Source organism: Pseudomonas sp. C321 (genome assembly GCF_055407105.1).
Genome location: NZ_JBUZRB010000002.1, coordinates 106778 through 119898, shown reverse-complemented (window position 1 = coordinate 119898; position 13121 = coordinate 106778). Strand labels below are relative to the sequence as shown.

Here is a 13121-nt window from a genome sequence, read left to right as displayed (position 1 = left end):
CTCCATATGACCGCAGTCAACGTATACCAACAACGCCCCATCACCGGGGCCAAGGCCGAGTCGTCGCTGCACCATGCCGACCTTGTCAGCCAGGTGGGCAAGGGTCGCAAGAACGCCGGCGTGACCATCCGCGAAAAGAAACTCCTCGGCCACCTGACCATTCGTGGCGATGGCCATGACGCCGCTTTCGCTGCTGGCGTACACAAGGCCCTGGGCATCGAATTACCTGGTGCCCTGGCCGTGATCGTCAAGGGTGAAACCAGCCTGCAATGGCTCGGCCCGGATGAGTGGCTGCTGGTGGTGCCGAGCGGTGAAGAGTTCGACGCCGAGAAAAGCTTGCGTGACGCATTGGGGGGATTGCATATCCAGATCGTCAACGTCAGCGGCGGCCAGCAAATTCTGGAGCTTAGCGGCCCGAATGTGCGCGACGTGCTGATGAAATCCACCAGCTACGACGTGCATCCCGACAACTTTCCGGTGGGCAAGGCAATTGGCACGGTGTTCGCCAAGTCGCAATTGGTGATCCGCCATACCGCTGAAGACACGTGGGAGTTGGTGATTCGTCGCAGCTTCTCGGATTACTGGTGGCTGTGGTTGCAGGATGCGGCGGCGGAGTATGGGGTGAACGTCGAAGCCTGACCCGACCCTCCTGTAGGAGCGAGCTTGCTCGCGAAAAGCGCCAACGATAACGCGTGCTTCCAGAATACACGCGTCGCCCTTGAGTTCTTCGCGAGCAAGCTCGCTCCTACAGGAGGCAGCGTTGCCTACAGATGCCTTAGGAGTCACGAACAATGAGCCGCGTACCCGATACATGGATTTTGACCGCCGATTGCCCCAGCGTGCTCGGCACGGTGGACGCGGTGACCCGCTATCTGTTCGAGCAGGGCTGCTACGTCACCGAACACCACTCCTTCGATGACCGGCTCTCGGGCCGCTTCTTCATCCGCGTGGAGTTCCGCCAGCCCGACGGCTTCGATGAACAAGGCTTTCGCGATGGCCTGGTGGAGCGCGGTGAAGCCTTCGGCATGATCTTCGAACTCACCGCGCCAAACTACCGGCCCAAAGTGGTGATCATGGTCTCCAAGGCCGATCACTGCCTTAACGACTTGCTCTACCGCCAGCGTATCGGTCAGTTGTCCATGGATGTGGTCGCCGTGGTCTCCAACCACCCCGACCTCAAGCCCCTGGCCGACTGGCACCAGATCCCCTATTACCACTTCCCCCTGGACCCCAACGACAAGCCGTCGCAGGAGCGTCAGGTGTGGCAGGTGATCGAAGAGTCCGGCGCCGAGCTGGTGATCCTTGCCCGCTACATGCAAGTGCTGTCACCGGAGCTGTGCCGCAAGCTCGATGGCAAAGCCATCAACATCCATCACTCCCTGCTACCTGGTTTCAAGGGCGCCAAGCCTTATCACCAGGCCTACAACAAGGGCGTGAAACTGGTGGGCGCCACCGCGCACTACATCAACAACGACCTGGACGAAGGCCCGATCATCGCTCAGGGCGTCGAGGTGGTGGACCATAGTCACTACCCGGAAGACTTGATCGCCAAGGGCCGGGACATCGAAGGCCAGACGTTGGCCAGGGCGGTGGGGTATCACATTGAGCGGCGGGTGTTCTTGAACGCTAATCGCACCGTGGTGCTCTGACAAACAACACAAGAAACAGCATCTGTACCCGAGCATTTAACGCGCTGCCTGCCTGGGCAACGCGGTTCCATAACAACAACAGCGAGGTGAAAGCATGTCTGGTAATCGTGGTGTCGTGTATCTCGGCAACGGCAAGGTCGAAGTACAGAAAATCGACTATCCCAAAATGCAGGACCCCCGTGGCAGGAAGATTGAACATGCCGTCATCCTGCGCGTGGTCTCCACCAATATCTGCGGCTCTGACCAACACATGGTGCGCGGCCGCACCACGGCCCAGACCGGCCTGGTGCTGGGTCACGAGATCACGGGTGAAGTGATTGAAAAAGGTCGCGACGTCGAAAACCTGCAAATCGGCGATCTGGTTTCTGTACCGTTCAACGTCGCATGCGGCCGTTGCCGCTCCTGCAAGGAAATGCACACGGGTGTCTGCCTCAGCGTTAACCCGGCCCGCCCAGGCGGCGCCTATGGTTATGTCGACATGGGCGACTGGACTGGCGGCCAGGCCGAATACGCCCTGGTGCCATACGCTGACTTTAACCTGCTGAAGCTGCCGGATCGCGACCGGGCCATGGAGAAAATCCGCGACCTGACTTGCCTCTCCGACATTCTCCCCACTGGCTATCACGGTGCAGTCACCGCCGGTGTCGGCCCAGGCAGCACCGTCTACGTGGCGGGTGCCGGCCCTGTCGGCCTGGCCGCAGCCGCTTCCGCCCGCCTGTTGGGCGCGGCAGTGGTGATCATCGGCGACGTCAACCCGATCCGCCTGGCCCACGCCAAGGCCCAGGGTTTCGAAATCGCTGACCTGTCCCAGGACACCCCGCTGCACGAACAGATCGCCGCACTGCTGGGCGAACCGGAAGTCGATTGTGCGGTGGACGCGGTGGGCTTTGAAGCTCGCGGCCACGGCCATGACGGCGTCAAGCACGAAGCCCCGGCCACCGTGCTCAACTCGTTGATGGGCGTGGTGCGTGTTGCCGGCAAAATCGGCATCCCCGGCTTGTATGTCACCGAAGATCCAGGTGCGGTGGATGCCGCCGCGAAAATGGGCAGCCTGAGCATTCGCTTCGGTCTGGGCTGGGCCAAGTCCCACAGCTTCCACACCGGGCAGACGCCTGTGATGAAGTACAACCGCCAGTTGATGCAGGCGATCATGTGGGATCGCATCAAGATTGCCGACATTGTGGGCGTGGAAGTCATCAGCCTGGATGACGCGCCACGTGGCTATGGCGAGTTCGATGCGGGCGTGCCGAAGAAGTTTGTGATTGATCCGCACAAGTTGTTTAGCGCGGCGTAAACGCAAGGCAAAGAAAAGGGCGACCCGCGGGTCGCCCTTTTTGCATCAAAGTAACTGTATGAGCGTTCCCACTCGGTGAACGACCAGTGGAAAGTGGCTCAGCGAATGGCCAACGCCCCCTGATACACCCTAGGTCCGGTAGGCTGCTTGCTCACTGACCCACCCTTGGTTTCCGAACTCACCATCAACTCCACAGGCCCGCTGATGGTTTCCTGCTGGCGCGGGTTGAGGCCAATGATGCCCTTGCCATCTTCCGGCAACAGACCAAGGGAGACGGGTGTGCCGCCAGCGGGAAGTGCCCACAGCTCCAGGCTGCGGTCCGGTTCCGGTGCCGTCGAGGCAATCGGGTGAACTTCCAGGTAGTCCTTGTGGGCCATGATTTGCGCGGCAGGTTGCTGGGTGGTGCTGACCAGGGTGGCGGCGGACTTGACGCTGTCCTGGGTGTAGATCGCGCCACCAACGCCGGCAATCACCACGGCGCAGACGCCGATGAATAGACGTGAGCGAGTCCAGAAAGAGGGGTTGTGGTCAATCACGGTGGAGGAGGTCTGAGTCATTAGGCTGTTCCTGACAGTGGTTGAGTACTACGGGCGACGGCCAGTGGTGGCTCTTTGCTTTTGGGTGTTACGAATTTTTTCAGTACTGGATTGACCCTGATATGACTGAGGGGTTCCGGCCTTTGGTCCAATGAATACTGGCTCCAGTGATGTCAAATGGCCTTGCCTCGCCTGTTTCTCCGTCGAAACGCTTCAATTTCTGAACAAATCTGCAGGCGCCGGCCAACGCGGAACAATTCTTGAGCGTGCCCGGTCAAACGCCTGCTTTGGCCCCTCCGTGTGTAGGGGTGCAGTTCCTAATCCAGAGGTTGTCTCGATGAAGATTTCACACGGTGTTGCCCTGTCTTGCCTGTTGACCCTGGCTGCCAGCCCGGTGTTTGCAGCAGGCTTTAACCTTAACGACGCGGCCAACGCCATTTCCGGCATGCAGGGTGGCGATAAGGCTGCTGCCGCAGCGCCGACGTCACAAACCGCCGGTTTGCTGGGCGCCTTGACCTCGCAATTGAACGTGACACCGGAGCAGGCTGTCGGTGGTACCGGCGCCATGTTGGGTCTGGCCAAGAATCAGCTGAGCGGTACCGATTACTCACAACTGGGCAAGAGTGTGCCGGGCCTGGACAAGCTGTCGGGCAACAACGCACTGGGCAGCCTGGGCGCTCTGAGCGGCATGCTCGGCCAGAGCGGCGGCAGCAAGACCTCAGGTCTGGAAGGTGTGTTGGGTAATGTGAAAGACACCAATGACCTGAACACCGCGTTCAGCGCCCTGGGCATGGACAGTGGCATGGTTGGCCAGTTCGCCCCGGTGATCCTCAAGTACCTGGGTGACCAGGGCATCGGCGGTTCACTGTTGCAAAACCTGAGCGGTATCTGGGGCGCTGGCAGCTAACGACTGGCGCGGCGTAATGCTTGGATACGCGCATCTTTTTCCATCCAGAGCTGGTTGACCCAGTTCTGGACGGTCTGGCGAAACGCAAGGGTAGTGGCAGGGTATGCTGCGTAAAGCGAACCAATTCCCCGGCTACTGTCTAAACCCCCACTGCCTACTCTATCCAAGGAAATCTCCTACGTGAAAGCCATCCTTGCCCTGTTAGCCCTCGTAGCCCTGCCGGTCATGGCCGCCGAGCCCACCCTATACGGGCGCTACGAGTACATCAAACTCCCGGAAATCGGTGAAACCTTCAAGGCCAAGATGGACACCGGCGCGCTAACCGCTTCGCTGTCGGCCCGGGACATCGAGACCTTTACCCGCGACGGCGAGGATTGGGTACGTTTTCGCCTCAGCGGCAAGGACGCCAGCAACAAGGTTTACGAGCACAAGGTCGCGCGCATCAGCAAGATCAAGAGCCGTGCCGACGAGGATGAAGACAAGGATGACGCCAGCGTTGCCAAACGCCCGGTGGTCGACCTGGAAATGTGCCTGGGCAACGTCAAGCGCACCGTCGAGGTCAACCTGACCGACCGCAGCAGCTTCAACTACCCGCTGCTGATCGGCGCCAAGGCCCTGCGTGAGTTCGGTGCTGCCGTGAACCCGGCCCGACGTTATACCGCCGACAAACCCGACTGCTGATTGACGCCGGATGAGGCATCCGGCACCGTTCACCTTTGCTCCCCAGTGCTCGGACGCCATGCCTCATATCCTGATTGTCGAAGACGAAGCGGCGATAGCCGACACGCTGATTTTTGCCCTGCAAGGCGAAGGTTTCACCACTACCTGGCTGACCCTCGGCCAGGCGGCGCTGGACCATCAGCGCCAGACCCCGGCCGATTTGATCATCCTGGACATTGGCCTGCCGGATATCACCGGCTTTGAAACCTGCAAGCAATTGCGCCGCTTCAGCGAAGTGCCGGTGATGTTCCTCAGTGCCCGCGACGGCGAGATCGACCGGGTGGTGGGCCTGGAGATCGGCGCTGACGACTACGTGGTCAAACCCTTCAGCCCACGGGAAGTCGCGGCGCGGGTGAAGGCAATCCTCAAGCGCGTGACGCCTGTCGCGGCACCGGCGAACGGCGGTAGGTTCCAGGTGGATCAGGAGCGGGTGCAAATCAGCTACCGTGGCCAGGCCTTGAACCTTACCCGCCACGAATTTCGCTTGCTCAACTGCCTGCTGGAGCAACCCGAGCGGGTGTTCAGCCGCGAGCAATTGCTGGATGCCGTGGGCGTGCCGGCGGACGCCGGTTATGAGCGCAATATCGACAGCCATATCAAAAGCCTGCGCAGCAAATTGCGTAGTGTTGCCGCCGAGGCCGAGCCGATCCAGACCCATCGCGGCCTGGGCTACAGCTACAGCCCGAGCCACAGCTGATGCGCCTGGGACTGCGGATTTTCCTGGTTTATGCGTTGTTTATCGGCCTGACTGGCTACTTTGTGCTTAGCACCGTGATGAAGGAAATCCGCCCAGGCGTGCGCCAGTCCACCGAAGAAACCTTGGTGGACACCGCCAACCTGCTGGCGGAAATCCTGCGAGACGACGTCAAGCAGGGAACTCTCGGGCAGAGTCACTGGCCGACGGTGCTCAAGGCTTACGGCGACCGTCAGCCCGGTGCGACCATCTGGGGCCTGGCGAAAAATCAGGTCAATCACCGCATCTACGTCACCGACGCCAAGGGCGTCGTGTTGCTCGACTCCAGTGGCGAAGCGGTGGGCCAGGACTACTCGAAATGGAACGACGTCTACCTGACCCTGCGTGGCGAATACGGTGCCCGCTCGACCCGCAGCGATGCCGAAGACCCGGCTTCGTCGGTGATGCACGTGGGCGCGCCGATCCGCGATAACGGGCAGATCATCGGTGTGGTCACCGTGGCCAAGCCCAACAGTTCGCTGCAACCCTATGTCGACCGCACCGAGCGCCGTTTGCTGTGGTACGGCGCCGGGCTGGTGGCGCTGGGTTTGTTGCTCGGGGCGTTGTTGTCCTGGTGGCTGAGTGCGGCGCTGCGGCGGTTGACGGCCTACGCCCAGGCGGTCAGCGAAGGGCATCGCGCCGAGTTGCCGCATTACCGGGGTGGCGAGCTGGAACAACTGTCCACCGCCGTGGAACACATGCGCACCCAACTGGAGGGCAAGGCTTACGTCGAGTGCTACGTGCATACCCTGACCCATGAATTGAAAAGCCCGCTGGCGGCGATTCGCGGCGCGGCGGAGCTGTTGCAGGGGGAAATGTCCCAGGCCCAGCAGCAGCGGTTTGTCGGCAATATCGACAGCGAAAGTGCGCGCTTGCAGCAGTTGATCGAACGCTTGCTGAACCTGGCCCAGGTCGAGCAACGCCAGGGCTTGGAAGAGCAAAGCGCCTTGCCGCTGGCAGTGCTGGTGGACGAAGTGCTCAAGGCGCAATGTGCGCGGATCGAAAGTGCCGGCTTGCAGGTGGAGCAGGGCATTGCGGCGGACCTCAGACTATTCGGCGAACCCTTCCTGCTACGTCAGGCCTTGGGCAACCTGCTGGAAAACGCCCTGGATTTCACCCCGCCCGGCGGCACCTTGCGCTTCACCGCTCAACGTCGGGACAAGCAGATTGAGCTGAGCCTGTTCAACCAGGCTGAAGCGATCCCCGACTATGCTCTGCCGCGCTTGAGTGAGCGCTTTTATTCGCTGCCACGACCCGCCAGCGGGCGCAAAAGCACCGGCCTGGGTCTGAACTTTGTCGAAGAAGTGATGCAGTTGCACGGTGGGCGCTTGCAGATCGGCAATGTCGCCGGCGGAGTGTTAGTGGTGCTGTGGCTGCCGGCTGACTTATAGCTGGAACAGCCACTGAGCCTTGGCCGGGTCCAGGTGCGCCACGTTGATCCGTAGCCAGTTGCTCTTGTGGCCATCGGCGCTGAACAATTGGCCGGGGGCCAGCAGGATGCCGTGTTTGTAGGCGCGCTCCAGAAACTCGTCAATTTGGTTCAGCCTGGGGTGACGTACCCAGAGGAACAAGCCGCCATCAGGCAGATGAAAAATCTCCCAACCCCAGCGCTGGAAACTGGCCTGGGCAATCGCCTGGTGAGTCTGCAATTTGCGCTGCACCAGGTTCAGGTGCCGCTCATAAATCCCGTCCGACAGGATTGCGCTGAGAAAACGCTCGCAGAAGCTCGGCACGGCAACGCTGGTCAGCAGTTTCAAATCCGCCAGCGCGGCGATCAGGTGAGTCGGCGCTACGAGATAGCCCACCCGCAAGCTGGCGGACAGGGTTTTGGAAAAGCTGCTGATGTAGATCACCTTGCGCAAGCCGTCGAGGGTCGCCAGGCGCGTACCGTGTTCACCGGTCAGGTCTCCGTAGACATCGTCTTCCACCAACAGCAGGTCGTACTGATAGGACAGCTGCAAAATCTGGAAGGCGTTCTGTGGACTCAATGACGAACCGGTAGGGTTGTGAAATTGTGAGTTGATGAAGAACGCCTTGACCGGGCGACTGGCCAGAACCTTTTCCAGCGTCTCGATATCCGGGCCGTCTGGCAGGCGCGGGATACCGACCACGGTTGCACCGCGCAGGGCCAGCAACTGCACCAGGTTGCTGTTGCACGGGTCGTCCACCAGCACACAGTCGCCCGGTTCAATAAGCTTGCGGATCACCAAATCCAGGGCCTGGGTAGCGCCGAGAGTGGTGAGCACCTGATCAGGATTGACCGTCAGCGCCAACTTGTTGTGCAGGTGCTGGGCCAGGTTCTGGCGCAGCGGCAGGTGGCCGAGCGGGTCGCCGTATTCGATCAGCGAGCTGTGGGCGAAGTTGGCAGTGCGCCGCACGATCCGCGCCAGGGCCTGGGTGTCGCGCCAGGTTGGTGGTAGCCAGCCGCAACCCAGTTTCATGCTGTAGGCATCACCGTGGAAAATCCGCCAGAAGGCGTTCAGGTTGCCCCGGTCAGCGGCTTCCAGAGGCTCCAGCCGGATCGCAGCCAGCGGCTTGCCGGCCGCCTGGGCCTCGACGAAAAAACCACGGCCCTGGCTGGCGCTGATAAAGCCGTTGATTTCCAGGCGCTCGTAGGCGCTGACCACCGTGTGGTAGCTCAGGTCGTGTGTAGCGCAGAGTTTGCGAATCGACGGCAGGCGCTGCCCGGGCTTGATCTCGCCGCGTCCGATTGCGTCCTTGATGGCGCCCACCAGTTGCTCGATAACGGCAACATTGGGTGAGCGGTCTAGTATGAGTTCCATCCCTGTAACCTGTACCGCGAAGTGTTAGGACGAATTTTCTAACAGTTATCACAGCAGAGCCACTACTGTTTTTGGGTGATCGGGATTTCTGGCGTAAGCCTGGGCGGCAACGTTCAGCTTAATTCAGGAGGAATAGAGATGACTGAGGCCCTGTCACCGTCGGTATCGACACCCCAGCACACCCACCAGTTGGCCGTGACCAACCTGGACAATTGGGGCGACTGGAAATGGCAGCAACGCAATGCGGTGACCAAGCTCGACGAGTTGCTTAGTTACTTCCCGGGCCTGGAGCAGGATGGCTGGTTGCAACGCATCGGCGAACACCTGGAAAACCGCAAGCTCACCGTAACGCCCTACACCCTGGGGCTGATCAAAGTCGATGAGCACATGCGCCCCCTGGCCGATGATCCGTTCTGGCGCCAACTGATTCCGGACTGGAACAGCAGCCCCGCCACCCAGGCGCTGGGCTATGACGGCGAGTCGGAAAACTGGGAGTTGCCCGATGAAATGGTCACCCCGATCTGCCAGCACAAATACGACAACCGCGTCATCCTGCGCCTGGCCAACGTCTGCCACGCCTACTGCCAGTTTTGCTACGAAGCGCTGCGCACCCTGGAAAAACAAACCGTCAAAAGCTCGATGCGCAAGCAGGACTGGCTCGACACCCTCGACTACATCCGCCAGAACCCACAGCTCGACGAAGTGATCCTCAGCGGCGGCGAGCCGTTGATGCATTCCGACAAGCACCTGGACGGCTACCTCAGTGACCTACGGGCCATTCGCCCGAACCTGATCATTCGCCTGCACACCCGCGCGCTGACCTTCAATCCGTACCGCATCACCCCGCAACTGGTGGAGATCCTCGGTCGCCACGACGTCACCGCCATCGGCCTGCACATCGTCCATCCCCGTGAAGTGACCGAGGATTTCCTGGTGGCGGTCAAACGCCTGCGCTCGGTATGCCCGATCCTGTTTGCCAACATCCCGCTGCTCAGTGGCATCAATGACGATTACGAGACCATGGCGGAGTTGTGCCTCAAGCTCTATCGCCACGGCATCCAGCCCCATTACCTGTATCACTTCATGCCGTTCTCCCCAGGCTCCCAGGCTTTTCGCACCGATATCAGCGCCGCCGTCGCCCTGGTCAGCCGCATGAAACGCCGGCTGTCCAACATCGCCGTGCCGGAATACGTGCTGCCCCACAAGACCGGCAAATACACGGTGCCCCTGGACTTGATCATCGGCCAGCCGACCCTTGAGCGGCGCAGTGATGGTGAGTATCTGCAGTACACCAATTGGCAGGGCCAATCCTGCACATTCCCGGAATGACCGCTATGTTCAATCGTTTTGCCAGCCACCTGGTGGACCTGGATAACCCCAACCCGTTTCCCGGTATGGTCGCCTTCCAGCAGCGCACCGGCATGCAGGTCGACCTGCGCCTGGGCGGCAACGAATGCCTCGATGCGCCGCTGACTGCCCTGCGCGAGCAATATGGCGATGACTTCTGTGAGCACGCGCGGCTGTACGGCGATCCGCAAGCCTTTGCCCTGCGCCAGGCGCTGGCGACGGCCCACGGTTTTAATCCGGCGCAATTGTGCCTGGACAGCGGCGCCGATGCCGTCCTTGCCCTGTGCCTGCGGGCCTTGTGCGTGCCGGGGGATCGCGTGGTGTGCAGCGCCGGTACGTATCCGACCTTCGCTTATTTCGCCAGGGCCGCCGGGTGCGAGGTGATCGAAACCCCGTACCACCGCACCGACACCAGCCTGGCAGTGAACATTCCCGGCTTGTTGCTCGAAGCGGTGCGCTCCAGGGCCAAGGTGGTTTACCTGGCCAACCCGGACAACCCCACCGGCAGTTGGTGGTCGTCCGAGGCCATCGAGGAGCTGGCGGCGTCATTGCCCGAGGACTGCACCTTGTTGCTGGACGAGGCCTACCTGGATTTTTGCCCCGACCTGCAGATGAACAGCGAGCGGACGGTGGAAGGCTGCATCCGCGTGCGCTCGCTGTCCAAGGCTTACGCCTTGGCCGGGTTGCGCCTGGGATTTGCCCTGGCCGATACGGCCATCATCGCCATGCTGAACAAGGTGCGCATTCACTACGCTGTCGGCGGCCTGGTGCAACACGCCGCCCTAGTCGTGTTGGCGGACCGGCCACACGCCGAGTCCATTCGGGTCAATAACGCCCTGTTGCGTGATGCCTTCAGCCAGCGTTTGCGCCGTGCGGGCTATCGTGTGCTGCCGTCCGGAACCAATTTCGTCAGCCTGTTGTTGCCGTCCAATGCTGCTGCGCAGCATTTGCAGGAGCACTTGCTGGATCATCGGATCGCCGTGTACCGGCCGCCGCACCCGGCGTTCGCCAATTTGATCCGGGTCACAATGTGCGAGGCCGCCCTCGAAGAGCGGGTGCTGGAATTGTTCGAGAGGGCCATGGAATGAAGCCTCAACTGCAATTTCGCGACGCCTTGCAGGATGCCTTGCCGATCGTCATCAGCGGCTTCGTCTTCGGCCTGGTGTTCGGCGTGTTGGCCAGCAAGGCCGGGCTGTCGCCCCTGGCCGCCACCTTCATGAGCCTGATGGTGTTCGCCGGGGCTTCGCAGTTTGTTGCGGTGGAGCAGTGGCAGTCCGGGCAGTTGTCGGTGGTGGCGATTGTGATGACGACGTTACTGGTCAACCTGCGACACTTGCTGATGAGCCTGTCGCTGCGACCGGCCTTTCGCAACGAGCCCAAACGCAAGTTGATCCCGGCGTTCGCCCTGTTGCTGATCGACGAAACCTGGGCGCTGGCTGAGCATCGATTCAAGCAGTCGGCGCCGTCCCTGCGTTACTTCGTGCAGGCGGGTTTGCTGATCTATTTCGGCTGGGTCGGCGGCACGCTGCTGGGCACGCAATTGGGCAGCCATATCCCACGGCCGACGGACTTTGGCCTGGACTTCACCTTTGTCGCGATGTTCCTGTCGTTGATGGTGTTGCTGTGGCGTCGCTCGCTGGACTTCTTCACTTGGCTACTCTCCGGCGTGATTGCTTTCTACGCCGCGCAATTGCCGGGTATCGGCCAGGCGTCGGTGGTGATTGCGGCGATTATCGCCAGTGCCCTGGTGGCCGCGCTCCCGCAGTCGGGGCAACTGGAGGCCGGCCATGAGTGAACTGGAACTGGCCGCGATAATCGGCATGGCCCTGGTCACCTACCTGACCCGTATCGGCGGCTTGCTGGTGACCGCCGAGCGCACGAGCCTGAACGGCTTTACCGAACGCTTCCTGAAGAACCTTCCGGCCGCGCTGCTGGCGGCGCTGATCAGCCCGAAACTGGCCACCGGCGATGTGTCGATCTGGCTGGCAGCGGCAATCACCGTGGCGGTGGTCTGGAAATTCAAAAACACCTTGCTCGGTGTCGCTGCGGGCACGCTTTCCTGCGCAGCGATTCGTTGGCTTATCTAAGGACAGACCATGAAAATTGGAATCATCGACTCGCTTCACAACAGCTACGTGACCAAGGCCGACATCGAACAAGAGGTGTTTGGCGGGCGGGCTACCGTCTCGCTGTTCCAGACCTCCAGCGCCGATGACCTGCCGCAAGCGGCGTTGCAGTGCGACGGGTTGATCAGTTGGCATCTGGTGCCTTTGCAAGCGCCGTTTATCAACCGGCTGGAGCAATGCCGGGGCATCGTGCGTGCGGCGGTGGGTTTTGACAATATCGACTTGGCGGCTGCGCGCCAGCGCAATATTGAAGTGGCTAACGTGCCGGACTACGGCACCGAAGAGGTCGCCGATCATGCGGTGGCCATGGCTCTGTCGCTGCTGCGTCGGTTGCCGCGCGGTCACACGGTGGTGTCCCGTGGCAGTTGGGACTGGCGTGAAGTGGGCGCCTTGCCGCGCCTGAGCCAGTTGCAGGTGGGGATCATCGGCTGCGGGCGGATCGGCATGGCGGCGGCGTTGCGCTTCAAGGCGTTCGGCTGTCAGGTGAGTTTTTTCGATCCCCATGTGTGCAGCGGCGTGGAGAAGTCCCTGGGTATCCAGCGGTGTGAAACCCTCGCCGAGCTGTTGCACAAGGTCGACCTGGTAAGCATCCACGCACCGCTCAACGAGCAAACCCATCACCTGATAGGCCCTCGTGAGTTGGCGGCCCTCAGTGGCAAATATCTGATCAATACCGCGCGCGGGCCGATCATCGACGGCCAGGCCTTGCGCGACGCGGTGGTCGACGGCCTGCTGGCCGGCGTCGGGCTGGACGTTTACGAGGATGAGCGCCAGGGCATCCCGGAGCAGTTCCTCGGCCGTGATGATGTGCTGCTGTCGCCCCACGTGGCGTTCTACTCCGAGGCGGCACTTCCGGAGTTGCGGGCCAAGGCCGCGCAGGTGCTGTTGAGCATTCTGGAGAAGGGTAGCCACCGTAACGTGGTCAACTGACAGACCCCGCTGGAGAGTCTCCACAGACTCTCCACATCACCTCCACAAAGCCTCTACATACCCGCCACAAACTCTCCCCATTCAAACAGGGAGAGA

Annotated in this window: 14 protein-coding genes; 12 read left to right on the top strand and 2 right to left on the bottom strand. The window is 61.3% G+C overall.

Features of this window, described 5'->3' with window-relative positions:
* Positions 1–6: 6 nt before the first annotated feature.
* The 3 genes from ACZRJ6_RS06470 to fdhA all read left to right on the top strand — a co-directional run bounded on the left by ACZRJ6_RS06470 (position 7) and on the right by fdhA (position 2943).
* Entirely contained in the window at positions 7–639 is a 633-nt protein-coding gene (locus ACZRJ6_RS06470; RefSeq protein WP_463967842.1) for a sarcosine oxidase subunit gamma, read from the top strand.
* A gap of 152 nt (positions 640–791) precedes the next feature.
* A complete protein-coding gene (gene purU, locus ACZRJ6_RS06465) occupies positions 792–1649 on the top strand; it encodes a formyltetrahydrofolate deformylase (protein ID WP_149413425.1) in 858 nt (285 codons plus the stop codon).
* A 94-nt stretch (positions 1650–1743) separates the two neighbouring features.
* Complete coding sequence (gene fdhA, locus ACZRJ6_RS06460) at positions 1744–2943, top strand: formaldehyde dehydrogenase, glutathione-independent (protein ID WP_133102340.1); 1200 nt, start codon at positions 1744–1746, stop codon at positions 2941–2943.
* Positions 2944–3041: 98 nt separating this feature from the next.
* On the opposite strand, the gene ACZRJ6_RS06455 is transcribed toward fdhA, so the two are convergent.
* On the bottom strand, positions 3042–3500 hold the full coding sequence (locus ACZRJ6_RS06455; protein ID WP_463967843.1) for an anti-sigma factor domain-containing protein: 459 nt from the start codon (positions 3498–3500) through the stop codon (positions 3042–3044).
* A gap of 316 nt (positions 3501–3816) precedes the next feature.
* On the opposite strand from ACZRJ6_RS06455, the gene ACZRJ6_RS06450 reads away from it, so the two are divergent.
* The 4 genes from ACZRJ6_RS06450 to creC all read left to right on the top strand — a co-directional run bounded on the left by ACZRJ6_RS06450 (position 3817) and on the right by creC (position 7230).
* Complete coding sequence (locus ACZRJ6_RS06450) at positions 3817–4386, top strand: DUF2780 domain-containing protein (RefSeq protein ID WP_149413428.1); 570 nt, start codon at positions 3817–3819, stop codon at positions 4384–4386.
* Between the two features lie 180 nt (positions 4387–4566).
* Positions 4567–5067, top strand: coding sequence for a retropepsin-like aspartic peptidase RloA2 (gene rloA2, locus ACZRJ6_RS06445; RefSeq protein ID WP_149413429.1), 501 nt, complete (start codon positions 4567–4569; stop codon positions 5065–5067).
* Between the two features lie 58 nt (positions 5068–5125).
* The gene (gene creB, locus ACZRJ6_RS06440) at positions 5126–5803 is read left to right on the top strand and encodes a two-component system response regulator CreB (protein WP_463967844.1); all 678 of its coding nucleotides are present in this window, start codon (positions 5126–5128) and stop codon (positions 5801–5803) included.
* Positions 5803–7230, top strand: coding sequence for a two-component system sensor histidine kinase CreC (gene creC / locus ACZRJ6_RS06435; RefSeq protein ID WP_463967845.1), 1428 nt, complete (start codon positions 5803–5805; stop codon positions 7228–7230). Before creB ends, creC begins: the two co-directional genes overlap by 1 nt.
* Here the strand turns inward: creC and ACZRJ6_RS06430 are convergent.
* Positions 7225–8622 (bottom strand): aminotransferase-like domain-containing protein, encoded by a 1398-nt coding sequence (locus tag ACZRJ6_RS06430; protein ID WP_463967846.1) that lies wholly within the window; start codon positions 8620–8622, stop codon positions 7225–7227. The genes creC and ACZRJ6_RS06430 overlap by 6 nt on opposite strands.
* 138 nt (positions 8623–8760) lie before the next feature.
* Here ACZRJ6_RS06430 and ACZRJ6_RS06425 point away from each other — a divergent pair, with 138 nt between their 5' ends.
* From ACZRJ6_RS06425 to ACZRJ6_RS06405, 5 genes are read left to right on the top strand one after another with little or no spacing between them, the layout of a single operon-like run.
* On the top strand, positions 8761–9951 hold the full coding sequence (locus ACZRJ6_RS06425) for a KamA family radical SAM protein (RefSeq protein ID WP_463967847.1): 1191 nt from the start codon (positions 8761–8763) through the stop codon (positions 9949–9951).
* Between the two features lie 5 nt (positions 9952–9956).
* Positions 9957–11057, top strand: a complete 1101-nt coding sequence (locus ACZRJ6_RS06420) for a pyridoxal phosphate-dependent aminotransferase (protein WP_463967848.1) — start codon at positions 9957–9959, stop codon at positions 11055–11057.
* Positions 11054–11764 carry an AzlC family ABC transporter permease gene (locus ACZRJ6_RS06415; RefSeq protein WP_149413434.1) on the top strand — a complete coding sequence of 237 codons (711 nt, stop codon included), beginning with the start codon at positions 11054–11056 and terminating at the stop codon, positions 11762–11764. The genes ACZRJ6_RS06420 and ACZRJ6_RS06415 overlap by 4 nt, the downstream gene beginning before the upstream one ends.
* Positions 11757–12056, top strand: a complete 300-nt coding sequence (locus tag ACZRJ6_RS06410) for an AzlD domain-containing protein (protein WP_133102330.1) — start codon at positions 11757–11759, stop codon at positions 12054–12056. Before ACZRJ6_RS06415 ends, ACZRJ6_RS06410 begins: the two co-directional genes overlap by 8 nt.
* A gap of 9 nt (positions 12057–12065) precedes the next feature.
* Positions 12066–13025 (top strand): C-terminal binding protein, encoded by a 960-nt coding sequence (locus ACZRJ6_RS06405; RefSeq protein WP_463967849.1) that lies wholly within the window; start codon positions 12066–12068, stop codon positions 13023–13025.
* Positions 13026–13121 lie beyond the last annotated feature (96 nt).